Source organism: Lacinutrix sp. MEBiC02595, assembly GCF_053601555.1.
In genome coordinates this window covers 85,235-109,903 of the sequence record NZ_JBSHNU010000217.1, presented here as the reverse complement: position 1 = coordinate 109,903, position 24,669 = coordinate 85,235, and the positions used below count along the sequence as shown (strand labels likewise).

Genomic DNA, 24,669 nt, shown 5'->3' with positions numbered 1-24,669 from the left:
AGAACATGCACCATAAAAAACGAAAACATATGAAAAGAAAACTACTTACAATTATAATAATTACTATTGCTAGCAATTTAATTTATTCCCAAAGTTGGATATTAGAAAATATTGATCCTGCAACTGGAGATGGCGCCTATGAGATTGCATCTGGGGATCTTGATGGTGATGGAGATATGGATATTGTTATGGCTACTTATCATTATAATAACGGTACACCAATACAAGATTATATCAAATGGTATAAAAATGATGGAGCCGGAAACTTTTCAATTGAACCAACTTTATCATCATCTATTCTTTGGGTAGATGGTCTTATAATTGCTGATATTGATGGCCAATTTGGTGATGATATCATTGCAACTTCTCTTAACCAAGGCAAACTAGTTTACTTTTTAAGTGATGGAGCTGGAGGGTTTGGACCTGAAGTAGCAGTTGATAATATGCTTGGTGAACCAGCTCAAGTTGTTGCTGGTGATATTAATGGTGATACTTTTACTGATATAGTTATAGTGGATTATTATAACGCAACGGCACCTGCCGCTAGTAGAGTTAAATGGTATGCTGGAAACGGAATGGGTGGTTTTACTGTTCAATCTGATATTGAAGAGGACACTACTTCTCCTTATACGCTTCCATATTATACAGATTTAGCAGATTATGATAATGATGGTGATTTAGATGTTTTAGTCGGTTATTTTAGCGCTGGACAGCCAATCGAAATATTTTATAATCAATTCGTAGAAACTGGCACTGTGTCTTGGATTAAAGATGCGGTAACTGTTAATACAGGAAGTTCTTATTTATTTGTAGTTAAGTTTGCAGATGTAAATAATGATGGCCAAATGGATGTAGTTAAAGTAGATAATTCATCTGGAGATGTTCAGTGGTTTGATAAAATAAAAAATGGAGCTTCTACAACACACACCATTTCTGATGCAAGTACAATTGCTAGACCTGGAGCTATTGCTGTTACTGATATGGATGGTGATTCTTTTAATGATGTTATACTTACAGATAGTGGTACAGGTAATGATGCCGTTATTTGGTTTAAAGGTGCAAGTAATGCAAATCCAAGTACATCTCACGAATTAATTGTAGATACTAATTATCAAATGTTTGATATTACTGTAAATGATTTTAATGGAGACAGCAAAAAGGATATCGGTACCGTTGGTCGTGCTAGTAGCACAGTAGATTGGATAGAAAATAATTTGCCTACTTTAAGTATGGAAGAAAATACCTTTTCTGATTTAACAATATATCCAAATCCGACAAAGGATATACTTAATTTTAAGCGTTCTAATACAGAACCATTGGATATATCAGTCTATGATGTTTTAGGAAAAAAAATAATATCACATACTATAAATACTAATGATTATATGGATGTTTCTGGTTTAGCAAGCGGATTATATACTATTAGAGTTAATAATTCCACTGAATCATACAAGTTTGTAAAACAATAAACTTCTACACTTTATAAAATTTAAAGCGTTGGCATATTGCCAACGCTTTTTTATTTCCTTAAATTTAGGCTTTAATATACAATCTATGTCCTTACTAATTACCAATATTAAAGAATTACTACAAGTTAGAGATACCAACGTTTTGAAGGTTTCTGGAAGCGATATGAAAACACTTCCAAGCCTTAAAAACGCATATATCTACATGGAGCATGATACCATTGTAGCCTATGGTAGTATGCAAGACTTAACATCTATAGAAGCTGATAAAGTAATAGATGCCACAGGAAAAATAGTACTACCCACTTGGTGTGACTCGCATACGCACATCGTTTATGCAGGAAATAGAGAACAGGAATTTGTAGACAGAATTAATGGTCTAAGTTATGAAGACATCGCAAATCGTGGTGGTGGAATCTTAAATTCAGCAGAAAAGCTTCAAAACACCTCCGAAGAAGATTTATACCAACAATCTATTCAACGCGTGCACAAAGTCATGAAGCTTGGTACAGGAGCTTTAGAAATTAAATCTGGCTATGGCTTAACTGTGGAAGCAGAACTAAAAATGCTTCGCGTTATAAAACGCATTAAAAAAGAATTTCCTATAAAAGTAAAAGCTACTTTTTTAGGTGCTCATGCGTTACCAAAAGCATATAAAGAAGACAAAAAGGGTTATCTAGATCTAATGATTAATGAAATGCTTCCTCAAATTGAAAAAGAAGGACTTGCTCATTATATAGATGTTTTTTGCGAAAAAGGCTACTTTAGTTTAGAAGATACAGATCGCTTACTTACCGCAGGAAAAAAACATGGCTTAACGCCTAAAATCCATGTCAACCAATTTAACGCTTTTGGCGGCATTGCTCTTGGCGTAAAACATAACGCACTTTCTGTAGATCATTTAGAAGAATTAAAAGACGAAGACATACAAGCCCTAAAAGGAAGTAATACCATTGCAGTAGCACTACCTTCCTGCTCCTACTTTTTAAGTATACCATATACGCCGGCCAGAAAAATAATAGATGCAGGATTACCTTTAGCTCTAGCAACAGACTATAATCCTGGTTCTACACCTAGCGGAAACATGAATTTTGTGGTAAGTACTGCTTGTATAAAAATGAAAATGACACCAGAAGAAGCGATAAACGCAGCAACTATAAATGGTGCGTATGCCATGGGAATTTCTAATCAGTACGGAAGTATTACTAGAGGTAAAAAAGCAAACCTAATTATAACCAAAGAAGTACCAAGCTACAACTTTTTACCTTACGCTTTTGGCGAAAATAATATAGACACCGTAATTATAAATGGAAGCATCCTATAATTTTGTATTAAATGCCTTAAAACCATTATCCAAATCCTGAATTGCTTTAGGCTTAACAGATTTTATTTCGGTTTGTGAATACACAAAACATTTACCTTACGGAAGAAATATAAACTAAAGTAATTTCATCGCTATTCAAAAAGAAAATAAAGGAACTTGTTCTACTAAACATGTATTTTTAAAAGAAATTGCTATTGAAAATAAAGTAGCGAAGATTCCATTTTGTTTATGTATTTATAATAGGAAAGAAACGAATACTTTAAGAATGGATGAAATTTTAGCAAATTATAACTTAGCATATATTCCTGAAGCACATACCTATTTGAAGTTTAAAGACCAACTAATGGATTTTACTAGAAACCAAGAAAGTCAAACATCGTTTAATATGCAATTCTATTGGAAGAAATAATCCTTCCGAAGGACATATAAAACTACATTAAAAGCAGGATTTCTTTTAAAAACGCTCCATATACTTTTCAAGAAATTTGGAATACTAGAGATGCTTGTATTACACAATTATGCAAATAAAAAAGCCTGAAACGAAATAGTCTCAGACTTTTAAATGGATTAATTACTAACTATTATTTTAAAGAAAACTCGTCGCTTGAAATTAATTCTTTTTCATTAAAAACATTAACTACATAACGTCCTTTTACAAAATCGTTATCTCCTCTTGCGGTAACAAACTCACAAACGTCTAAAGAGTTATTCTCATAATTAAACTTGCTAATAACACTATAGTTTAAAATTTGGTCTTCAAATTGAACTTGTGCATTTTCACCTAAAATATTATTTCCAGGACCTATTACTTGCACATAAAATTCTTGATCTCCTGCTTGTACTAATCTATTTTTAGCAACCGTATAACAAACTCTAATCTTATCTACACGTCTTGCTCTCTCTGTAGGAATTAATTTACCAGAACTACGTTCTATTACGCCATATCCTTTTAAACCGACTGTATTTAAAACAGATGCCGTTTCCATCACTTCTGCTAAAGCTGTATTTTGTACTAATAAAGAATCTGTAAACATAGTACGTTGCTCTAGTCTAACTTTAGTACTATCTAAAGAGGTTGCTAGCAATTGGTTCTCCACTTTCAATCTATCATTTTCCACTAAAAGAACATCCATTTCTTTTTGTAAGGATAAGTACTTTTGTTTGTATTTCCATAAGCTCCCAACATTTGCTTCCGATACTTTTAAAGAATCCATAAGTCCTTGAATACGTTCTTTAGCTTCAATTAATTTTTCATTAGCTATATCATTTTCACCAATAGCAATATCATATTGTTTTGCCATATTGCTTAAATCATTCATTACTAATTGCTTTTCTTTAGTAAGCTGCACTTCATTTTCTTTTTTCTCTTGGTATAAAGTAGAAGTATAAAATCCAGTTCCTAAAAATAATGCTAATGCAATACCTAAAGCTACTTTTAATCCTATGCTATTTTTATTATCTGTCATAATTACTTGTTTTTAAGGTTAAAATTTAGAGCGTAATTGTTGTTTCAAATATATTTATTATTTAATATTATAATTCTTGTTTCGTATAAAAAAAATGTACTTTTATTTACTTAAAAAAACAGACTTCATTTTATGGACAAATTGGTTTTATTTAACGACACAAAACTAAAAAGCTTGCTTAGTAAAAGACCAAAAGAATCTAAATTTGGTGAACACATTAAAGTACTAACTACTGTTTCCAATATATACGAGCAACTTATAAATTTAGATGTTAGCTATGTTTTGATTGGCTTACCGGAAGACGTAGGCGTTTTTGCAAATCACGGAAAATCAGGCGCTTCCACTACATTTGAAGCCGTAATTAAAATTTTGTTAAATATACAGAGTAACCAATTTACACATGCTAATAAAGTCCTTGTTTTAGGACATTTAGATTTTAATGAAGCCTTAGAAAAACTAGAAAAATTAGATCAAACCAAAAGCAAAGACATAACCAAAGCTAGAAAAATGGTGCAAAAAATAGACAAACAGGTGTCTAATTTAGTACATACTATAGTGAAATCTGGTAAAATACCAATTATTATTGGTGGCGGACATAACAACGCTTATGGTAATATTAAAGGAAGTTCGCTCGCTTTAAATACCGCTGTAAATGTTGTGAATTTTGATGCACATACCGATTTTAGAGAAGAAGAAGGTAGACATAGTGGTAATGGTTTTAGGTACGCTTTCGCGGAAGGGTTTTTAAATAATTACTTTATTTTTGGGTTGCATGAAAACTATAATTCACAAAACATTTTAAACACAATTGCTAAACAAAAAAGGATTTCCTTTAATACGTTTGAAGCTATTTCTATAAGGAAAGAACTTAAGTTCAAAACAGAAATGGAACGCGCTTTAAAACACGTACAGGGCAAACCTTTCGGAATTGAAATAGATTGTGACGCTATTGAAAACATACCTAGTAGCGCCAAAACACCAAGTGGGTTTTCGGTTACCAAAGCTAGAAACTTTATAGATTATTTTGCAAAACATAAAAACGCAACGTACTTGCATATTTGTGAAGCAGTCGCTACTCCAGAAAACGAAACACAAGTTGGTAAATTAATAAGCTATTTTATTACCGATTTTATTAGATCTAATACCGCAAAATAATGACAAAAATTAAGTTAGAACTTTTCCGATTAGGACTTACATTTATAATTTTTGTATTTGTAATCACACTAGTATTTATGGAACTTAATCAAGTGCGATCCAATTGGTTCTCGGCATTTTCTAAAGTCTTCTCTACTCCTGCTTTTGTATTGAGTTTTTTAATCCCAGTTTGGATGATTGTAGATTTAATACGCAAAAAAGTCGCGGATAAATCTATATTTAATCTTACCTTTTTTATATCTACTATATCTATATTACTCCTGTTTTTCGCAATAATATTCCTTAAATAAAAGATTTCCTTTGGAAAATAAAATATTTAGCATTAATTTTACATAAGTACTTATATAACTGTTTATATTATGGATGCATTACAGGGATTTGGAGAATTAGGAATAGGTTCTAGATTAAAACGAATAAGTGAGTCAATGATGAAGGAAACGAAGCTAGTTTATACTTATTTTAACCTAGATTTTGATCCCTATTTATTTCCTGTATTTAAGATTATTACGAATAAAAAAGAGGTCACAACTACCGAAATAAACGACTCTTTAAACATATCACAACCTGCAATTACTCAGTCTATTAATAAATTATTAAAAAAAGAATTAATAACGGTAACCGCATCTAAAACAGATAAAAGAAAAAAGAATATTCAGCTATCAAAAAAAGGAGAACAATTTCTTATCGAAGTCCATCCAATTTGGAATGCAATTGATCTAGTAATAAAAGATTTTACGACAGATGCTTCTACTTCTTTAATAGAACATTTAAATAGACTAGAAAGTAAATTAAATACGCAATGTATGAGTCAATTAATTATAGATAAAATACAAATGAAAACACAAACAGCATTAGAAATTATCGCTTTTAAGAACAAGTATGCCAGCGATTTCTATACTTTAAATATGGAATGGTTAAAAAAATATTTTGAGGTAGAACCTTATGATAAAAAAGTATTAAGCGAACCTGAAAATTATATTATAAATAAAGGCGGGTATATATTTTTCGCAAAATTAAATGACGAAATTGTTGGTACCGTTGCATTAATGCCAATACAAGAAAAAGGAACGTTCGAACTAACAAAAATGGCAGTTTCGCCAGAACACAGAGGCTTTAAAATAGGACAGAAACTCATGCAACATTGCCTAGACTTTGCCAAAGAACAAGAATTTAAAAAACTACTACTCTACTCTAGCCGAAAATTGGAAAATGCCATCTACATTTATAGAAAATTCGGTTTTATTGAAGTACCTGTGGAAGCAAATTGCGTTTATGAACGTTGTGATATTAAAATGGAATATCCGCTGTAAATAGAACAAAAAAAAGACGTTTCTAAAGTAGAAACGTCTTTTTAACCAACTAAACTTAACTATTAAATTTGTATAACTACTGTGCTTCCACCTTAAGCACTTAGTTTCTCTGCTTTTACATTATTTGTTTCTTTAACCTCAAATTGATTAGAAGTATTATTTTCTCCTCCAGCTTTTAAGGCTTTATCTCCTGCAAAAAATGCTTTATGGTCATCTCCAAGATCAGAACCCGCCATTCTTTGATGCTTTACACAAGAAACTCCTTTTCTAATTTCTTGTCTTTGTACACCTTTTACGTATGCTAACATGCCATCTTCACCAAAATAACCTTCGGTTAAATCATTCATGTGTAATGCCGTTGTATGATAGGTTGGTAAAGTAATTAAATGGTGAAAAATACCAGCTTCTCTTGCTCCATCCTTTTGGAACGTTTTAATTTTCTCGTCTGCGCGGAAGCACAATTCGGTATTATCATATGCTGCATTCATTAAATTATTTCTGTCGTAAGCAGTCATATTTTCTCCTTCCGCAAGCATTTCTTCAAATACTTGTTTACGGAAATTTAAGGTCCAGTTGAAAGATGGCGAATTGTTATAAACCAATTTTGCATTCGGCACCACTTCTTTCACTCTATTTACCATGTGTGCAATTTGTTTCACATTTGGTGTTGGTGTTTCAATCCATAATAAATCTGCGCCATTCTGAAGACTTGTAATACAATCTAAAACCACACGATCTATATTCGATCCTTCTTTAAATTTGTATAAACCGTTTGGTAAACGTACCGGACGCACTAATTTGCCATCTCTTTTAAGCAATACATCATCTTCTTTTGCATCTGTAATAGCTATCTCTTTGGCTTCTACGAAAGCTAAATACTGCGATGCTAAATCTCCTGACTCCTGACTTACGGGAAGCTTTTGCGTTAAACCTGCTCCTTCAGAATCTGTTCTTGCTACAATAATTCCGTCTTCTATTCCTAACTCTAAAAAAGCATAACGAATAGCGTTTAGTTTCGCAATAAAATCTTCATGAGGAACGGTTACTTTTCCATCTTGATGTCCGCATTGTTTCGCATCACTTACTTGGTTTTCTATCTGAATAGCACAAGCGCCAGCTTCAATCATTTTTTTAGTTAACAAATAGGTAGCTTCTTCATTACCAAAACCTGCATCAATATCTGCTATAATTGGAACAATATGTGTCTCAAAATTATCTATCTCATTTTGTACATCTTCCCCATTTTCTAGTCTTTTGAATAAATCATTTAATTCGATAGCATCTGCCTGACGTAAAAAATCATAGATTTCAGCTATAAGACTTGGTACTGCTGTTTTTTCGTGCATAGACTGATCTGGTAATGGTCCAAATTCAGAACGTAATGCGGCAACCATCCAACCAGAAAGGTATAAGTATCTTTTGCTCGTTGTTTTATGATGCTTTTTAACAGCAATCATTTTTTGTTGCGCAACAAATCCGTGCCAGCAACCTAATGATTGTGTGTAGTTTGATGTATCCGCATCATAGGCAGCCATATCTTCACGCATAATTGCTGCAGTATATTTAGCGATATCTAAACCTGTTTTAAAGCGATTTTGTGTCACCATTCTAGCAGCACTTTCCGGATTTATGGCATTCCAAGTATTTCCATACTTTGCTTTAAGATTTCTTACTGTTTCTAAAGCCGAACTATAATTACTTTGTGCTAAATTTTTCATAATTTTGTATTTACGTATTAAAATTTTTTCTAGATTTTGATATTGTTGTCTCGCAAACTATTGCAGTAGTTGCGAGACTTTTTTTTTACCCTTAGTATGCGATAGAACTTCGTTGTGAAGTTTGGAGATACAATAAATACTAGTGTTTTTTATTTTTAGCATAGCATTGTTATGGTGAAAATAAAAGGCGCTGCGCAGCGATAGTATTTGCAGTAGCTCCAAGCTGTAATAGATTTTCTATTGTATACTATGGGTTAAATGTATTGGTATGCTGGAAGCGTTAAAAATTCTTCAAATTTTTCCTGGGTTACTAGTCTTTCAAACAACTGAATTGCTAATTCAAACTTGGTATTTTCTATCTTATCGGAACCAATTATGGTAATTATTTTTTCGACTTCACTATCCAAAATAGCATCAAATAAAGTTCTCGTAAACAATCTACCATCCTCTAACTTGACTTCGTTTTTTAGCCATTGCCAGACTTGTGTTCTGGATATTTCGGCAGTTGCTGCATCTTCCATTAAATTGTAAAGAGCTACAGCGCCATGACCTCGTAACCAAGCTTCGGTGTATAAAATACCTACATTAATATTTTTTCTTATTCCTGCTTCGGTAACGGTTCCTTGAGGAATTTCAACTAAATCTTCAGCGCTAATATGAACGTCTTCTCGAAGTACATCCAATTGGTTTGGTGTTGGCATATATTTGTTAAATTCTTCCATAGCCACTGCTACCAAATCTGGATGCGCAACCCAAGTACCATCATGACCATTTTTAACTTCGCGTTCTTTATCTTTTCTTACTTTTTCTAAAGCTGCAGCATTTGCTTGTTCGTTATTTTTAATCGGAATTTGTGCCGCCATTCCTCCAATAGCAAGAATTCCTCTTTTATGGCAACGTTGAATTACTAACTTCGAATAGGCATCCATAAACGGAGTTGTCATAGTTACTTGATCGCGATTAGGAACTACAAAATTTGGATGGTTTCTGAATTTTTTGATGTACGAGAAAATATAATCCCAACGACCACAATTTAAACCTACAATATGCTCTTTCAGCTCATAAATAATTTCATCCAACTGAAAACTTGCTGTAATCGTTTCTACTAATACCGTTGCTTTAAAAGTTCCTTGGGACACATTTAAATATTCTTGTGCGAAAACAAAAACTTCATTCCACCAACGTGCTTCTAAGTAATGTTCTAATTTTGGAAGATAGAAATATGGAGCAGTTCCATTTTCTAGCATCGTTTTGGTGTTATGAAACACATACAAACCAAAATCTACTAAGCTTCCAGAAGCTTCTTCATTATTAATTAAAATATGTCTTTCATTTAAATGCAAACCTCTTGGTCTCACCAATAAAACCGCTGTTTTATTATTTAATTGATACGACTTATCTTTTCTAGAATCATACAAAGAAATCGTTTTATTATTGGCATCTATTAAGTTTTGCTGTCCTTCAATAGTATTCGTCCAGGTTGGTGCATTACTATCTTCTAAATCTGCCATAAACGTTTTTGCGCCAGAGTTTAAAGCATTAATAATCATCTTTCTATCTACAGGACCAGTAATTTCTACCCGTCTATCTTGCATATCTAACGGAATTCTACCTGCAGTCCAATCGCCTTCTCTAATATTTTTAGTCTCTCTAGGAAACTCTGGAAATTTGCCAGTATCAAAAACGGCTTGTTCTTGTTCTCGTCTGCTTAATAACTCTATTCTTTTCGAATTAAATTTTTCATGTAAAGCAGTTATAAAAGTTAAAGCATTATCGGTTAAAATTTCTGGATAGTAATTTTTCACCTCCTTTGCGAATTGGATCTTCGTTTGTTTTAAAAGTATGTTTTCCATGTTGTTATGATTTTACTCTACAATATTAAAACAAACTTTTTAATAAAACAAGCGAACGTTCGCTAAATTTTATATTTCCGCTTTTTTTATAAAGTTCGCAATATTTTGTATCTTTGATTTTATAATTATGGAAGAAGAATATATAAAGCTCATATTTGGCTTGAAACTCAAGCAAATACGCACAGACAAGGATTTATCGCTTTTTGGTTTATCGAAACTTTCTGGGCTCTCAAAATCGTATTTAAACGAAATAGAAAAAGGAAAAAAATATCCAAAACCAGATAAGATTGCCACACTTTCTGAGAAATTAGATATCCCTTATGACCAAATGGTATCGCTAAAACTAGATAAGAACCTCGCTCCTATTGGTGAGATTCTTCAGTCGAAGATTTTAAAAGAAATTCCGTTAGAAGTATTCGGTATTAAAGAAAGCACTCTAATTGAAATTGTGGCAAATGCGCCAGCAAAAGTAAATGCTTTTATTAGTACGATTATTGAAATTGCAAAACATTATAATTTTAGTAAAGAAAGTTTTTACTTGGCTTCGCTGCGTTCGTATCAAGAAGCAAACAATAATTACTTTAATGATTTAGAAGAAAGTGTTATTGCTTTCGCGAAAGCATATCAAGTCGATTTAACCCAACCGATTACTTCTAAAGATTTGGAAGATATTTTAGTGGAAGAATACGGTTACACCATTCATAATAACGAATTAGACAAACATAAAAGCTTAATTAATCTACGTTCTGTGTTTGTGCCAAAAAACAAAACCTTACTGTTAGCTAGTGAAATTGATGATGCACAGCGGACTTTTATTTACGCCAAGGAATTAGCATATAATTATTTAAAATTAGAAGATAGACTGTATACGTTCTCTTGGATTAAATTTGAAAATTTCGATCAGGTTTTAAACAATTTTTATGCTTCGTATTTTGCAGGAGCATTAATTTTACCAAAAGCATTAATCACACAAAAACTAAAACTCATTTTTGATAAAAAGACTTTTGATACTTCTCTTTTTGAGAAAACAATGCAAAGTTTTAATGCTTCGCCAGAATCTTTTTACCAACGTTTAACCAATATTTTACCCAAAGAATTTAATATTCAGAATTTATTCTTTTTACGATTTACACATAAAGCCGGTAGTGATAAATATCATCTTAAAAAAGAATTACATTTATCACATCAACATTCTCCTCGTGCTAATGAAACGAATGAAAGTTATTGCCGACGCTGGGTTTCTTTACATGTATTAAAAGAAATTAGCGCCAACCAAAAAGAGCATGTATTTGATATGCAAATATCGAATTACCCAAGTGATAATATGAAGTATTTAGTGCTTTCTTCCGCTACTAAAGATCCTTTTAGAGAAAACCATTATCGAAGTATTAGTATTGGATTATTAATAAACAAACAACTACTTAAGAAGCTTCATTTTGCGGAAAACAAAAAAATAATAACACAAGATGTTGGTGTTACTTGTGAGCGTTGTGCGATTCATAATTGTGCAGTTAGAAAAGCGCCAGCTATATTTTTAGATCGACATGCAAAAAACAAAAAAATTGAAAATGTGGTAAGCGATTTGATGGAGAAGTTTAGTTAGAAAATAATTTTATAAAGGATACATTTTTACAATTACTAAAACACCTTTAAATTTTACACGAATATGGCTAATTAAGATAATTATTTAAAGCATCTATAACTTCATTTGGTTCTGAACGTGTTCTATAATCTACATTGACATAGCTCCATTTTACTAAGCCATCAGTACCTAAAACAAAAGTAGCTGGAATAGGTAATATATTTCTATTTCCATTATTAATTGTTTCTAAGTCGAGATTACGATCTACTCGCATGTGCTCCATTAAAAACTCAGGAACTTCCCAAGCAACACCATATTGTGAAGCAACTTTTGCATCTTGATCGGACAATACAATAAATTCTATTTCACTAATTTCATTTTTAGATAAGGAACCATCAGGCACCTGAGGACTAATAGCGACTAATGTTGCTCCTAGTGCTTTAATATTCTCTAATTTAGCTTGTAAAGCTCTAAGTTGTAAATTACAATATGGGCACCAATCCCCACGATAAAATGTAATAACCACAGGCCCTTTATCTAATAAACTCTTTAGTGTAACTAAATTTCCTTCAGGATTTGGAAGCACAAAACTTGGTGCTTTTTCACCAACCATAATAGCATTTTCTCCCTCCTGGAAAGCTTTTGCTTTATTAATAATAGCATCAACACCTTTCATAAAGTCAGGCTTAGCTTTTCTCCCAGCTGCAATTTTAGCATCTGTTTGCTCTTTTAAGGTTTTCATTAATTATTTTATTTAAAGGCAGTACCGCTTATTTTTTTAGTGCATTTCTAATTGAGAAATATTTTTTGTTAAGTAAATACTTTGATCACAATATGTGAGTTGATAGCAAAAAAATACTTGAAACCGTTTACTAGATTTTTCACTAGTTTTACATCAAAAAGACATCCTTACTCTTCTATTTTAACAGATTCTTTTAAAGCCTTAATAGAATCAATCTGCTTTTGTAATTTTTCAATTTGCAACGATTCTTTATCCACAGCAGGAATTGCTTTTATGGAGTCTAAAATCTTTTGTGCTGTTTCTACCGTTTTGGTTTCCTCTACAAAATAATAACCAATACCTTCACTAGATCTCCAAGCTTCATTTAATTGGTCGTATACCGTTTTCTCCCATTGACTTGGGTGTTTTGCATCAATCCAAACCACATCTCTATATTCACTATCTATTAAAGCTAAATCTGGAGTTGCAGAACCATCAAATTGTGCACTTTCGTCTCTTATTGCAGAAACGGTTCCTAGGAAAAACATACGTTTTCTACCAGCTATATCTTTAATATACGGTCTAAATTCTACAGGTTTGTTGACCGACCAATCGTATTCTTTTCTAGACTCTATTACTTTTAAAGGCATTGCCGAAACTCCTGCATATCCTTGCTTTTTGGAAGCATGATCATAATAATACAAAGCATCTGTACCATCTGCAGGAACAAATACACTATAGGTTAAACTGGTACGTTCATCACCAACTGGTTCTAAACCAAACCAATGATATAAACCACTATAAGCACTTACTTTGGTATCTGAAAAATCGAAATCCGTTACAAATGGTTGCTGATTTTGATCGTTCGGTAAATTCGGAATTTTAACTGCTGTTTTCATATTCCAAGGTAATGGATCACTAAATCCGCCAAGAAATTTTAAAGATTCTGCTTGCAGGCGAGAAACCTTTTCCGACAAGGTATTTTGTTTCGTTAAATACGGATGGTTTTGCATTTCTTCAGGTGAAATAAAAGTCCCTTTACCAATAGTAACACGTTCTAGATAATCATTAAAATCGTGTTCTCCACTATCTACAACCATTACACCTCCAAAGGTTGGATATGGAAATAAGAAGCCTTTCCACTTAATTAAACTTACGACTTCTACCCATTTTCCGGAATCATTTTTCATATAAAACGTATCGCTTGGCTCGTAATTAAAAAGCATCCAAGGATTAAAACGTTGCACCACTGCGTTGTATGTATTTCTACTAAACTTTAGAGATTCACCAATAGAAAAAGTTACTGCAATTCTGTTTTCACTAGAAAAACGTGGAAAAGGTGTGGTACTCGAAACCGAAAAAACTTCTTCGGTATTATCACTCATCCCTTGCCAAACGTATTTCTCTGTAGGCTGGATTGCCATCGTCCATTTATTTAAACCATCTACTCGAACTAAATGCGGTAAAGAAACATCTTTCGTTTCACCAACACTTTCGTTAGCCATCGAATAAATGTTTCTTAAAGGCTGGATACGTTCGTTTTGCGTTAAAGGCAATTCGTTTATTTCAATTTTATTCAGATTATTAAAAACGTTATATGTTTTCATATAATCATACATTTTAAAATGCCAACCTGCAAAATAAAGGATCCCAAAGAAAAGCATCATCATTACCAAAACACCAATTCGGCTCCCTCCAGAAGCTGTATTTCTAAATCTTCGCAAACCAAAATAGAGCACAATAGCACTTAGAAGAATTACAAAAATGTACTTTCTAAAAAATAGTAAGGCTGGTTGATAATCGTCACGCAACACAAATAATGTGATGATTAATATTAGCAATCCAATAATTACTATTCTTTTTTGCTTTCCTCCTTTATTCCAGTAGTTTTTTAACATTTTTTATAGCTTTTTGCCACTAGTTATTAGCCTTTAGCTACTATGGCAATTTGTTAGTTTTTTGTTTTGTCATTCTGCGCTACGATGCAGAATCTATTATTTTTTTGTGGATTCCGCATCCAATGCGGAATGACAAGTAGTTACATTAATCCTTTATCTTTTAAACGCTCTCTTGCGCTCTTCGTTTCTACTTTTGTTTCGTCTTTAATCTCTGCAATATCATCTTCTCTTTTAGAAAAAGTTTGTTCTCCTTTTTCCTTTAAGTCCTCCATAAAATCTTTTCCTTTTTCAATAGTTTCATGAAAAACATCTTCAATAGATTCGCTTTGTTCGTCTATCACTTCGCTAGATTTAAACACAAAATTAGCAATATAAGTTCCTACTAAGGTTCCTACAATCATCGATGCGAATAAAGAAATAGTTGCAATATCTATAGGAATTAAAAATCGTGCGATTACAATTCCTACTAAAAACAAGGAAGTAATAAATACAATACGCAACAATAAAGATTGCTGATATACAAAGCCTTTTTTACTTGTGGCACGCATTTGTAATTCTTTAGCATTAAAAAGCTTATTAAAAAAACGATAAACGCCATTTCCTTGTGATTCTCTCCAATACAGAAGGATTCCGAATAAAATAGAAGCGATAAATATGATTAGTTCTAGTGTCATGTTTTGTTAGTTGTTTTGTCATTCTGCGCTTAGCCTGTACTCAACTTGATTGGGTAACGCAGAATCCATTAATATTTCCAATCGGATGATAAATCCTCCCAATTCTTGTTTTCTTTTTCAATCAAATCAATTTTCCATTGTCGATTCCAATTCTTTAATTGCTTTTCTCTTTTAATTGCATCGTTTACATATTGAAATTGTTCAAAATAAACTAAAATATGCAAACCATACTTTTTAGTAAAACCTTCATACAGCTTATTTTTATGCTCAAACATCCTTCTTTCTAAATCATTCGTCATTCCAATATATAATGTTCCATTTTTCATATTAGAAAGTATATATGTGTAATACTGATGATAATTTCCTTTCATTTTATAATGGATTCCGCATCCAGTGCGGAATGACAAACCTATGTTTAAACTATAACTACTAAATTAGTCTAATTTCTTTATATATTGTTACTAATAGTTTCTATAACCCAATCTTTCATAGAGTCACTAAAGGTTTGATATGCTTTATAAAAAGCTTCTTTATCATACCAATATAAAAACAACACATCTTTTGATGAAACATTAATTAGCAGTTTCCAGATTAAATCTTGGTGTTTTGCATTTAACGACGAATGTGGTTGGTGTAATGCATCATAAAACTTTTGATCCACTAAATCATGGATTTTAAAAGCATTGCTTCGCTCTATTTTTTCTAAATAGATTTCTACGCCATTTACACGCTTTAAAGCTTCTGCATCTATGGTATTTAAGTATCTTCTAAATAGCACATTATCATTCAGAATATCTTTTATAGGATGTTTGGTTTCTTTTAATTCTTGATACAGCATCATTTTTTTTACACGACTGTATTGTGGCTTCTCTATAACTTTTTCTAAATCACATTCTATTAACATATGATTTCGCAATTTCTCCATCAGTTCTGGCTGTTCAATATGATAAATTAGCACGTCGTGAATGGTATCTTTTATCGCTTCTTTATAGGTATCCATATCTTCGAAAACCACAATTTCGCTAATAAAATCTCTTAATACATAAACGCCTCCAAGCGCTCTTGTATAAAAAGAGTTGGTTTGAAATTCTAAAGCTGGTAATTCTAAATCTCTCTCACGCAAATCACCAAAGGTCTTCGCCGATTTTAATAATTGCTGTTGTAAATCTTCATCTATAAAATTATTACCTGTTTTAAACTTTTCTATTAGTTGAAATTGCTCTTTTTGCACATGATACAATTCATTTATCAAATGAAAATTAATAGAAACAGTATCATATTTAAGCACATCTAATGGCTCATAAAAAGCATCAATATGCTGATTGAAATCTAAACAAATAGCGCAATCTCTAGTGATATCATTAATTTTACCTTCGTACGTACTAAAAACAAGTTTCATCATTTCCCGATCAAAAGTGTGATATGGAATATAAACTGGTTTTCCTTTTTGTAATGGTGAAATAATAATGCCGTGCGGATTAGCATCACCATGATTTAGGTAATGCATGTCTTTTTTTTCTGCAGCTATTTCCGGACTCCAACCAACGCCGTCGATAGAAAAACTAGTAAGTGTGGTTGCATCAAAGCCTAGTTTCACTAGACATTTGTTGTAACGTTCTACTAATTTTCCACTTATTGGAATTAGTTCACTTTGGTATAAATTTGCTGCTTTTAATTTTTGCATCTTTTTATTTCTTCATCAGTTCGAGGACAAAAACGAATTGCTTCTCGATACTATTTTTTAAATTTCCACCTGTATCTGCAATCTAAATACATTTTAAATGGAATAGCTTCAAAAATCACTTGCTTCTCGATACTATTCTCTCCTTCGTCGAAAATCACTTGCTTCTCGATACTATTTTCTCCTTCGTCGAAAATCACTCGAAGTGACGTTATTGTTCTTTTAATAAATTATTAATCTGTGCATATTGCAATAACATAATTGTTTTTGCATCCATAATCCTTTGATCGTTCATCATTTGAATAGCTTCGATAAAAGAAATTTCTAAAACTTCGATTTCTTCGTTTTCACTTTCTAATCCGCCACCATCATTTACCTGCATGGCGTCTGTATATTCTGCGACAAACAAATACATTTTTTCTGTAACTGCTCCTGGAGAAGTGTATGCTTCTAAAACTTTAGTTGCTTTTGGTATTTTATAACCAACTTCTTCTTCTACTTCTCTAATAATACAAACTTCGGGTGCTTCGTTTTTATCAATTGCACCTGCGCAAACTTCAATAGACATGCCGTCGTTTTTATTGTTTGCATACGCAGGCATTCTAAATTGTTTGGTTAAAATAATGGTCTGTTTTTCTTTGTTATATAATAACACGCAGGTTCCGTCACCTCTATCGTAACTCTCTCTAGATACGCGTTTCCAGCTACCATCGTTAAATTGATAATCGTAATCAATTTGATTTAAAGTTGCCCATGCATTGGAGAGTATTTTAGTTGTTATGTTTTTTAGTTTGTTCATGTTTTAATTTCAAATTTCAGATAACTATTTCTCGATACTATTTTTCGTAGCTCAAAAATCACTTGCTTCTCGATACTATTTTTTCGTGCCTCAAAAATCACTCGAAGTGACATACGTTTTCATTATTCAACTATTTATTACCAAAAGCATCTCTTGCTTTTAAATCAATATTCATTTGATTGATTCTAGCATCTACCTTACGTTTAAAGTCGGTATCTGCAATTGTTGCTACATTATCTAGGTAACGCACTACTTCTTGTCTTCTTATTTCTGAAAAATCTAAACCTTTCATATTGGCACGCATTAATTCTTGTAGCATATTAAACTTGGTATCGTAATCTTTTTTGAAATAGATTTCCGGATTATCGAACCAATCTTCTTCTAAATCGAAATCGGTTAAACGAAGTGAAACAGCACTTTGAATATTACGAACATCACGAGAAGAAAAGAAAGGAAAGATCTTTTGAATCTCCATATATAGATTTGCATAAAACAAATGATGATTCGTTTTAAAATGCTTTTCTACTTTACCATAAGCATCTAAAACACGCTGTTCTGTTGGTTTATTAGAAACATTTAGAATTTCTCCCATACTTTTTGCTAATCCTTGATCTTGCAGATAACTATAATTTTCTGGACCTTGCATATTTACAAAATCTAGCATGGTAGTATCTAATTTACGCCACCATAAATGATCTTGATCTAAAAAATCATGCTCGGTTCTTGCGCCATCAATTTTAAAACGTCCTTGCACACGAGAAATAACTGCTTTATCTAACATTTCTGGAAGATTGGTAAATAAACCTACCGAACTATTTCCATAATTTACAGCATAAGCACCTTCCGTATAACGTAAAAACACTCCGATTACTTCTTTAACTCCAGCGGAAACACCTTGCGCCGTTCGTTCTTGTAAATTGTTTTCGGCATCATCAATTGGTGCAAAAATTAATTTTGTAGGATCTTGTAATGGTTTCATCCATTCCACCATTTTTTCGGCAGAACCACCTTGAAAGGTACTAATTAAAGTATCTGGCATTGGGTGAAATAAAAATGGAATATCTAAATTATCTGCATGTTCTTTTAGTCGTGTTGCAATAGCTGCAATAAGCATACTTTTTCCCGTTCCCGGAATACCATATCCCATAAAAACAGGCATAAAACCACCAAGTTCTTGAAACGGATTCTTTTTTGCTTCAAAATCATAACTCAGCATACGTTCTGTTAAACGTCTAGCAAAGTGTTTTGCATCTCTATTACCTACAATTTGCTCGAATTGTATTTTATTAAATTCGATACTTTTTGCTGTTCCTTGAAATACATTATCCCAACCAGAAACTGCAAAATCACTTTTTTCTAGCTTGTAGGTTCTATCTACAATAGTTTCGGTGTATTCTAAACTACTTTTACGCAGTTGAATTTCATCAATTAAAGCTTCAAAATAAACTACCGTAAAATCGATAACATCTTTATCTGACTTTATAATATCTGGATGTGATAAATATTTATCGTAATAAAATAAGCTACAAGAAATTCCTTTTAAAGGCGAAAGCAAAGAGACTTCTGGAATACCAGCAAATTTTTGCTTCATCACCGATAAATCATCGGAAGCATGTGATTTTAAGTCAAAGAGAATTTTATATGCAGTTGCAAAAAGCATGTATGCTGTTGCGGTGTGCATTTTACTTTCATATTCTCGCTTTCCATTCGTATCTAAAGCCGATTTGTTTTCATTTAAGGTCGATAAACCAGACGCATCATAATAACTATCTTTTATCCAAACCCCTAAAGTAATTCCTTCTTGCACCGCATAAAGCGTATGGTTTAAGTGAATTGGAATTGCTACAGATTCGGGTAATAAACGTTTTTTTAAAGCTAAAATGGTTTTAGAAATCGAAGTTACATGTACATTACTTCCATTATTTGCTCTCGACAAATAGAGTAATATAGATTCGTCCTTGCCATTATCTTCTTTATTCTTGGCACGTTGTCCTTGTTCCCATTGTACCGATTTTATATACGTAGTTGCTTCATCACGAAGCATATCTAATTCGTTTTGCTTTATTGGAAAAGTTGAGTTGTGTTCCATTTGTTTTTAGTTAAAAAATTATTAATGAATAGGGAGAAATAGCCACTAATTCACAAATGCTTATTCTGAATAACTCTCCTCCTTTTTTTAAGGAGGAGTGGATTCCAATTTGAAAAAATTAGAAGACGTGGTGGTTATTACCCTTCCGCCTTTAATTCTAAAAAGAATTAAATCCACCTTCCCTTAAAAAAAGGGAAGGAATTAATTTCTATTATTTATTTTATTCAATTCTAAAATTTGAATTGAGGCTTTTGCAAGTTTATTCCCAATTTCTAAAGTTTTAATTTAATCGAAAATTGTATAGCTTTGCGGATTCTTCAATTTCAGTATCCAAATTACCATCAAATTTAAAACTATGAATCATCCATGTATCGTTTGGTTTATAAAATTGGAATGTGAAACGAATTGGTTGTCTATCATATTTCACCAAGTAGCTCATTAAAATATAACTATCCGCTAATTTTTTTTCAAGAATCAACTCTTTACCATAATACTTACCAACATAGTCTTCATTTAAACCTTGCAACTGACTTTTTAATTGAATAATCGCATCTGCCGATTTACTAATCCATTTATTCGGTTTATATAAGTTATCTATTGCTACTGAAGAACCTTTTTCTTTAAATTCTTTAAAGAATAATTCCACTACTTCAGTTGGATCTCCTTGTGCCACAGTAGAAAATGACACAAAAAACATAATAATTAGTAATACTTTTTTCATTTAAAGATTCTTTTAATTAGTCTATACGTTATTTCAATTCTGAAATCTGAATCGGAGCTTTCGCCAATTTATTCATGATTTCTGGTGTTTTATTATATAGTAATTGAATGATTCTGTGTGGTGCAAATACATAGCGCTGTCTAAAAACAGCATCCCATTTCTGAAAAGTTTGTTTACTAAAAAAACCGCCTTCTTTAAATTCGCTTTGTGATTTTAACGCATCTACTTTAAAGGAAATAGCATAGGAATTTAAAGGAATTGTTTTACTAGCAATACCTTCTAGAATAGCGTGCGTTACTTTATTTTCGTCCTTTGCAAATATGTTATGTATTGGTCCTAAGTCCACACGTTTTATCAATTTAGGAAACACTTTTGGCAACCGTTTATCAATTCCGTAAGCCATGGTATCGATATTCATTTCTCGATCTGCAACGTTTTTAAGCGTGGTATATATTTCGTCTCTTTCTTTTTGCGGATTACTTCCGTCATAATCAAAATACATATAGCAAACAAAAGGTCTATTGTGTGAAACATCATAAAAACTCCAACTTACTAGATGCTCTCCTGGAGAATTTTCTGGTGCTTTTAGAATTTTACCTTGTACAAAACGATTAAATATGAATTCCTTTTTTGCCGAAGCATAATACACTATAGAAGCTGCTTGAAATAGTTTTCGTTTGCTGATTGGTTCTTTTTTATGAAGTAGCGTATCTAAAAACTCTTCTTTTAAAGTGTCTATACTTGTGAGTTTACCTAAGTATTCTTCGCGTAATTCTAGATCGTTGAATAGATAACGAAACTCTAAGTAATTTGGAAAACCAGAATCTGTTAAATCCACCTTCATGTTTTCCTCCTCATCATACATATATTTCACACGCATGGCTTCTACAGAATACAGAAGTAAATCACTGTATTGTTTAAACAGAAGTATTTCTTGTTGGTTTAATATTTGCTTTTGTTGTACTGCAACTAGGAGTTCTTTAAGCGCAAAGTCTACCATATTATGATAGAAAACATATTGCTCTTTGGAATCGAGTATTGCGGAATCTAGTGGTGTTACTATCATTGTTTAGTATTCAGTAAGCAGTATTCCGTAGGCCGTTTGCCGCGAATACATGAATATTTCTTTAGACCTGACAGGTTTTAAAAACCAGCGATGTCTTTTTTTTTGCGTTAAGGATTGAAGCGGCATACTTTTGCTTTTTTGCAAAAGATATAGCGGAAAGCCTGACTTTTTGTTTTCCTGTACGGTTTTAAAAACCGGACAGGAAAACAGAAAGGAACGCCCAAATTAAAACGACTCATAAAACCATGAGATTGCTTCAAATTTGTTTTGTAAAATTCGCAATCCTTTTATGACAACATATCGTCGTCGTTAACTTCTGGTTTTGGAGCATCTGCTGGAGCAGCATCGCCACCTGAAGGTGCATTTGCATCTGCTTTATAATAATCTTCAAAAATTTCTTTCATATCGATACCGTAACGCTCTGCGAAGTTTTTTTGAATTGCTGAATCTTTAGCTCTAATCTCACTTAAAGCCTCTGCATAACTACCATAAACACCTTGCATTACTTTTTCGTGCACCGGAATATTATCCATCATTTCCTGACGCGCTTTTGCACTTGCGGTATGCATAGAAGCAAGAGTTGCACCAATATGCTCATCTGTTTTCACACCTAAATGTTCTAAAATAGCAGCGAATTCCTGATCTGTTCTTGCTTTTAAAGCTACCACATAACCGTCATAATATTTAAGACGCTCATCGGTATCGGACTTTAATTTTGCACGATGTGTTTGTAAATTACTACGTAAAGAAGTTAGTACTTTAATAGTTAAATTATGCTTGTGTACAAAACTATCTTTAGAAGCAGCAAGTGTTGTATATGCATTTTTAAGTCCTTCTAATTCTTCTACTTTTTGTTCTAAAGTGGTTACTGCCGATAATGCTTTGGAGTATTCTTCAGATTGTTTATCTGAAACTTCTTCCAGTGCTTGACGTGCTTGTTTTAGTAATGCGTATTGTGCTTCTAGCTTATCTTCTACTTCTTTCTTTTTTTGTAGTGCTTTTGTATGGTTATTACTTGCTTCTACAATTGCCGTCTTAAGACTTTCTTCTACTTCTTTAATTTCTATTTCTCTATCTTTTAAACGTTTTACTGCTGCCTGACTTTTAAAAGAAAGTTCGTTTAATAAGGTTTGCACATCAGCGCTTTCAATACGTTGTTGAAATAATGCTTTTGCTTTATTGTCTGCTTCGTCCCGTGTTTTTTGTGCTTGTTGTAATTCTTGTTCTGCGTCTTTTATTTTACTTTTTCTTCCCCAAAGGTTATTCCAAAACGTATCTGGTTTAGCGTTAGCATCTTCTAGCTCTACTTTTGCACGTTCTAAACGCTTAATAGCATCGTCTATAATTTTTTGTTCTGCTGGATTTAATGCGGAAAAACCTTCGAACATAATACCAACTTCATCTTGATAGTCTGTTAAATCTTTAATAGCATCTAACAAAGTAGTTCTGTCTTTTTCTGCCATATCTACAACATTATCTAATGTTGCATTTAAGATTTTCTGACGACTTTCTGGATCCTCTTCTTGTGCCAATTTAGACTTCATCTGGTCTATGGCTTTTCCCCAATTTACATCTACCTTTTCTGTTTTCTCGTTGGAGCTTGTTTCTAATAAATCAAAATCATCAGACATATTGCGTTGTGTGTTTTAAGTTGAACTATATTTCGTTAAGCAATTTCGATAAAAAATATCAGTATCAAAAACGAAATCGTTTAAAATATAAGTAGCGAATCATAATATTTTGTTACATATTTAATTAATTGTTTTTGGAGTATTACCTTTAAATTATATAAATAAATCCTTATGAAAAATACAATATCACTTCTAATTATTGCTCTTTTATCTCTTTCCAGTTGTAAGAACGATAGCAAAAAAAACACAGAATTAATTACAAAAACAGAAGTTAATACAACAGTTGGAACTGAGATTAACAAGGAAATAAAAATCACTCCAATTAGTCATGCAACTATGGTTTTAGAGTATGAAGACACTGTGATTTACACCGACCCTGTTGGTGGCGCGGATGCTTTTAAAGATCAAAAAAAACCAACCATTGTCTTAATTACAGATATTCATGGCGATCATCTAAGTACTGAAACCTTAAAAAATCTAGATTTAAGTAATGCTATTGTTGTGATGCCAAAAGCAGTATCCGAAAAATTACCAGAAATACATGCCTTAGAGCGTATTGTTTTAGATAACGGAAAAACAACTACTGTAAATAAGCATAACATTGAAGCAATACCGATGTATAATTTAAGAGAGGAAGCTTTAAAATTCCACGCAAAAGGAAGAGGAAATGGTTATGTTATCACCCTTGGCGAAGAGCGTATTTATATTTCTGGGGATACCGAAGATATTCCTGAAATGCGTACTTTAAAAAATATTGACAAAGCTTTTGTTTGTATGAACTTACCTTACACAATGCCTGTAGAAAGTGCTGCAAGTGCTGTTTTAGAATTTAAGCCTAAACAAGTATATCCCTATCACTATAGAGGAACAGAAGGTTTTAGTGATGTTTCTTTGTTTAAAACTCTGGTTAATAGCAGCAATAAAAACATAGAAGTTATGCAACTAAACTGGTATTAATATTTTAATAATGAACACATTACTTAAAATGTTTTTTATATATTTGAAGCAGATTATCCCAAAAAAATAATCTACAATTAATTATGATTCTCATACTTACTTGCTATTTTTTAGCTTTAATAGAACAAACTAGTGTTGTTACTCTTTTAGGTATAAGTGTAATATTCTTTTTAGTTTTATTAATTCTTGGGATAAGAAAGTCATATAAGTTGAAAGCTGAAAATGAAAAACTGATGCGTGCTACCGATCATTTATTAGAGGAAGACGAAAAGGAATATACCGATTTCACAGAAGGACACATGTATAGTAATAGCACAAAAAAAGAATAAATGATTACAGTTATAGGTACTACTATTTTTGTTTTAGCAGTTTTTATTTTAGGATTTTTCTTAAAGAAAACATTATATACTTATGAACACGAAGCAGATATTTTACGTGAATTGGATGCTTTTGAAAAAAACATTGCGGAAATAAATGATATTACAAATATCCCGGATTACCAATTAGGTTCCGGTCATATGTACTCCAAATAATAAACAAAAAAACCTGCATAATGCA

Annotated in this window: 23 protein-coding genes; 9 read left to right on the top strand and 14 right to left on the bottom strand. The window is 32.2% G+C overall.

The window, feature by feature from the left end; translation table 11 throughout:
• The first annotated feature begins 29 nt into the window (after positions 1–29).
• The 3 genes from ACVCZW_RS08215 (at position 30) to ACVCZW_RS08205 (ending at position 3,199) form a co-directional block, all read left to right on the top strand.
• On the top strand, positions 30–1,469 hold the full coding sequence (locus tag ACVCZW_RS08215) for an FG-GAP-like repeat-containing protein (RefSeq protein WP_452231228.1): 1,440 nt from the start codon (positions 30–32) through the stop codon (positions 1,467–1,469).
• Between the two features lie 85 nt (positions 1,470–1,554).
• Positions 1,555–2,790: an imidazolonepropionase gene (gene hutI, locus ACVCZW_RS08210; protein WP_452231229.1), complete on the top strand. Its 1,236-nt coding sequence runs from the start codon at positions 1,555–1,557 to the stop codon at positions 2,788–2,790.
• Positions 2,791–3,055: 265 nt separating this feature from the next.
• A complete protein-coding gene (locus ACVCZW_RS08205; RefSeq protein WP_452232132.1) occupies positions 3,056–3,199 on the top strand; it encodes a hypothetical protein in 144 nt (47 codons plus the stop codon).
• A gap of 172 nt (positions 3,200–3,371) precedes the next feature.
• Here the strand turns inward: ACVCZW_RS08205 and ACVCZW_RS08200 are convergent, their stop codons facing one another.
• Positions 3,372–4,256, bottom strand: coding sequence for a chromosome partitioning protein ParA (locus tag ACVCZW_RS08200; protein WP_452231231.1), 885 nt, complete (start codon positions 4,254–4,256; stop codon positions 3,372–3,374).
• A gap of 132 nt (positions 4,257–4,388) precedes the next feature.
• Between ACVCZW_RS08200 and ACVCZW_RS08195 the strand changes: the two genes are divergently transcribed.
• Entirely contained in the window at positions 4,389–5,411 is a 1,023-nt protein-coding gene (locus tag ACVCZW_RS08195) for a formimidoylglutamase (protein ID WP_452232131.1), read from the top strand.
• Between the two features lie 359 nt (positions 5,412–5,770).
• A complete protein-coding gene (locus ACVCZW_RS08190) occupies positions 5,771–6,721 on the top strand; it encodes a bifunctional helix-turn-helix transcriptional regulator/GNAT family N-acetyltransferase (protein ID WP_452232130.1) in 951 nt (316 codons plus the stop codon).
• Positions 6,722–6,813: 92 nt separating this feature from the next.
• Here ACVCZW_RS08190 and ACVCZW_RS08185 read toward each other — a convergent pair whose 3' ends face one another.
• Both ACVCZW_RS08185 and aceB read right to left on the bottom strand, forming a co-directional pair.
• The gene (locus ACVCZW_RS08185) at positions 6,814–8,439 is read right to left on the bottom strand and encodes an isocitrate lyase (protein ID WP_452232129.1); all 1,626 of its coding nucleotides are present in this window, start codon (positions 8,437–8,439) and stop codon (positions 6,814–6,816) included.
• A 254-nt stretch (positions 8,440–8,693) separates the two neighbouring features.
• Entirely contained in the window at positions 8,694–10,292 is a 1,599-nt protein-coding gene (aceB, locus tag ACVCZW_RS08180) for a malate synthase A (RefSeq protein WP_452232128.1), read from the bottom strand.
• A gap of 127 nt (positions 10,293–10,419) precedes the next feature.
• Between aceB and ACVCZW_RS08175 the strand changes: the two genes are divergently transcribed.
• On the top strand, positions 10,420–11,895 hold the full coding sequence (locus ACVCZW_RS08175; RefSeq protein WP_452231236.1) for a helix-turn-helix domain-containing protein: 1,476 nt from the start codon (positions 10,420–10,422) through the stop codon (positions 11,893–11,895).
• A gap of 67 nt (positions 11,896–11,962) precedes the next feature.
• Here ACVCZW_RS08175 and ACVCZW_RS08170 read toward each other — a convergent pair whose 3' ends face one another.
• From ACVCZW_RS08170 to ACVCZW_RS08120, 11 genes are all read right to left on the bottom strand, one after another.
• Positions 11,963–12,616, bottom strand: a complete 654-nt coding sequence (locus ACVCZW_RS08170) for a peroxiredoxin-like family protein (RefSeq protein ID WP_452231237.1) — start codon at positions 12,614–12,616, stop codon at positions 11,963–11,965.
• Between the two features lie 167 nt (positions 12,617–12,783).
• On the bottom strand, positions 12,784–14,493 hold the full coding sequence (locus tag ACVCZW_RS08165) for a hypothetical protein (protein WP_452232127.1): 1,710 nt from the start codon (positions 14,491–14,493) through the stop codon (positions 12,784–12,786).
• Positions 14,494–14,633: 140 nt separating this feature from the next.
• Positions 14,634–15,167, bottom strand: a complete 534-nt coding sequence (locus ACVCZW_RS08160; RefSeq protein ID WP_452231239.1) for a hypothetical protein — start codon at positions 15,165–15,167, stop codon at positions 14,634–14,636.
• 68 nt (positions 15,168–15,235) lie between these two features.
• Positions 15,236–15,538, bottom strand: a complete 303-nt coding sequence (locus ACVCZW_RS08155; RefSeq protein WP_452231273.1) for a GIY-YIG nuclease family protein — start codon at positions 15,536–15,538, stop codon at positions 15,236–15,238.
• A 77-nt stretch (positions 15,539–15,615) separates the two neighbouring features.
• Positions 15,616–16,851, bottom strand: a complete 1,236-nt coding sequence (locus ACVCZW_RS08150) for a DUF6638 family protein (RefSeq protein WP_452231240.1) — start codon at positions 16,849–16,851, stop codon at positions 15,616–15,618.
• 50 nt (positions 16,852–16,901) lie between these two features.
• Entirely contained in the window at positions 16,902–17,048 is a 147-nt protein-coding gene (locus ACVCZW_RS08145; RefSeq protein WP_452232126.1) for a hypothetical protein, read from the bottom strand.
• Between the two features lie 11 nt (positions 17,049–17,059).
• Positions 17,060–17,647 (bottom strand): NUDIX domain-containing protein, encoded by a 588-nt coding sequence (locus ACVCZW_RS08140; protein ID WP_452231241.1) that lies wholly within the window; start codon positions 17,645–17,647, stop codon positions 17,060–17,062.
• Positions 17,648–17,777: 130 nt separating this feature from the next.
• Positions 17,778–19,736, bottom strand: a complete 1,959-nt coding sequence (locus tag ACVCZW_RS08135; protein WP_452232125.1) for an AAA family ATPase — start codon at positions 19,734–19,736, stop codon at positions 17,778–17,780.
• A 280-nt stretch (positions 19,737–20,016) separates the two neighbouring features.
• Positions 20,017–20,457 carry a hypothetical protein gene (locus tag ACVCZW_RS08130; protein ID WP_452231243.1) on the bottom strand — a complete coding sequence of 147 codons (441 nt, stop codon included), beginning with the start codon at positions 20,455–20,457 and terminating at the stop codon, positions 20,017–20,019.
• Between the two features lie 28 nt (positions 20,458–20,485).
• Positions 20,486–21,523, bottom strand: coding sequence for a hypothetical protein (locus tag ACVCZW_RS08125; RefSeq protein ID WP_452231244.1), 1,038 nt, complete (start codon positions 21,521–21,523; stop codon positions 20,486–20,488).
• 287 nt (positions 21,524–21,810) lie between these two features.
• Positions 21,811–23,154 (bottom strand): microtubule-binding protein, encoded by a 1,344-nt coding sequence (locus tag ACVCZW_RS08120; protein ID WP_452231245.1) that lies wholly within the window; start codon positions 23,152–23,154, stop codon positions 21,811–21,813.
• Between the two features lie 171 nt (positions 23,155–23,325).
• On the opposite strand from ACVCZW_RS08120, the gene ACVCZW_RS08115 reads away from it, so the two are divergent.
• The 3 genes from ACVCZW_RS08115 (at position 23,326) to ACVCZW_RS08105 (ending at position 24,644) form a co-directional block, all read left to right on the top strand.
• Positions 23,326–24,111, top strand: a complete 786-nt coding sequence (locus tag ACVCZW_RS08115; RefSeq protein WP_452232124.1) for an MBL fold metallo-hydrolase — start codon at positions 23,326–23,328, stop codon at positions 24,109–24,111.
• An 83-nt stretch (positions 24,112–24,194) separates the two neighbouring features.
• Positions 24,195–24,440: a hypothetical protein gene (locus tag ACVCZW_RS08110; RefSeq protein WP_452232123.1), complete on the top strand. Its 246-nt coding sequence runs from the start codon at positions 24,195–24,197 to the stop codon at positions 24,438–24,440.
• Positions 24,441–24,644, top strand: coding sequence for a hypothetical protein (locus ACVCZW_RS08105; protein ID WP_452232122.1), 204 nt, complete (start codon positions 24,441–24,443; stop codon positions 24,642–24,644).
• The last annotated feature ends 25 nt before the right edge of the window (positions 24,645–24,669 follow it).

Bases quoted from the DNA above. Each gene is read 5' to 3' on its own strand.
- ACVCZW_RS08195 (WP_452232131.1), top strand. From the start codon at position 4,389: ATGGACAAATTGGTTTTATTTAACGACACAAAACTAAAAAGCTTGCTT.
- ACVCZW_RS08205 (WP_452232132.1), top strand. From the start codon at position 3,056: ATGGATGAAATTTTAGCAAATTATAACTTAGCATATATTCCTGAAGCA.
- ACVCZW_RS08170 (WP_452231237.1), bottom strand. From the start codon at position 12,616: ATGAAAACCTTAAAAGAGCAAACAGATGCTAAAATTGCAGCTGGGAGA.
- ACVCZW_RS08130 (WP_452231243.1), bottom strand. From the start codon at position 20,457: ATGAAAAAAGTATTACTAATTATTATGTTTTTTGTGTCATTTTCTACT.
- ACVCZW_RS08215 (WP_452231228.1), top strand. From the start codon at position 30: ATGAAAAGAAAACTACTTACAATTATAATAATTACTATTGCTAGCAAT.
- ACVCZW_RS08190 (WP_452232130.1), top strand. From the start codon at position 5,771: ATGGATGCATTACAGGGATTTGGAGAATTAGGAATAGGTTCTAGATTA.
- ACVCZW_RS08120 (WP_452231245.1), bottom strand. From the start codon at position 23,154: ATGTCTGATGATTTTGATTTATTAGAAACAAGCTCCAACGAGAAAACA.
- ACVCZW_RS08165 (WP_452232127.1), bottom strand. From the start codon at position 14,493: ATGTTAAAAAACTACTGGAATAAAGGAGGAAAGCAAAAAAGAATAGTA.
- ACVCZW_RS08150 (WP_452231240.1), bottom strand. From the start codon at position 16,851: ATGCAAAAATTAAAAGCAGCAAATTTATACCAAAGTGAACTAATTCCA.
- ACVCZW_RS08185 (WP_452232129.1), bottom strand. From the start codon at position 8,439: ATGAAAAATTTAGCACAAAGTAATTATAGTTCGGCTTTAGAAACAGTA.
- hutI (WP_452231229.1), top strand. From the start codon at position 1,555: ATGTCCTTACTAATTACCAATATTAAAGAATTACTACAAGTTAGAGAT.
- ACVCZW_RS08155 (WP_452231273.1), bottom strand. From the start codon at position 15,538: ATGAAAGGAAATTATCATCAGTATTACACATATATACTTTCTAATATG.
- ACVCZW_RS08140 (WP_452231241.1), bottom strand. From the start codon at position 17,647: ATGAACAAACTAAAAAACATAACAACTAAAATACTCTCCAATGCATGG.
- ACVCZW_RS08110 (WP_452232123.1), top strand. From the start codon at position 24,195: ATGATTCTCATACTTACTTGCTATTTTTTAGCTTTAATAGAACAAACT.
- ACVCZW_RS08175 (WP_452231236.1), top strand. From the start codon at position 10,420: ATGGAAGAAGAATATATAAAGCTCATATTTGGCTTGAAACTCAAGCAA.
- aceB (WP_452232128.1), bottom strand. From the start codon at position 10,292: ATGGAAAACATACTTTTAAAACAAACGAAGATCCAATTCGCAAAGGAG.
- ACVCZW_RS08115 (WP_452232124.1), top strand. From the start codon at position 23,326: ATGAAAAATACAATATCACTTCTAATTATTGCTCTTTTATCTCTTTCC.
- ACVCZW_RS08135 (WP_452232125.1), bottom strand. From the start codon at position 19,736: ATGGAACACAACTCAACTTTTCCAATAAAGCAAAACGAATTAGATATG.
- ACVCZW_RS08160 (WP_452231239.1), bottom strand. From the start codon at position 15,167: ATGACACTAGAACTAATCATATTTATCGCTTCTATTTTATTCGGAATC.
- ACVCZW_RS08105 (WP_452232122.1), top strand. From the start codon at position 24,441: ATGATTACAGTTATAGGTACTACTATTTTTGTTTTAGCAGTTTTTATT.
- ACVCZW_RS08125 (WP_452231244.1), bottom strand. From the start codon at position 21,523: ATGATAGTAACACCACTAGATTCCGCAATACTCGATTCCAAAGAGCAA.
- ACVCZW_RS08200 (WP_452231231.1), bottom strand. From the start codon at position 4,256: ATGACAGATAATAAAAATAGCATAGGATTAAAAGTAGCTTTAGGTATT.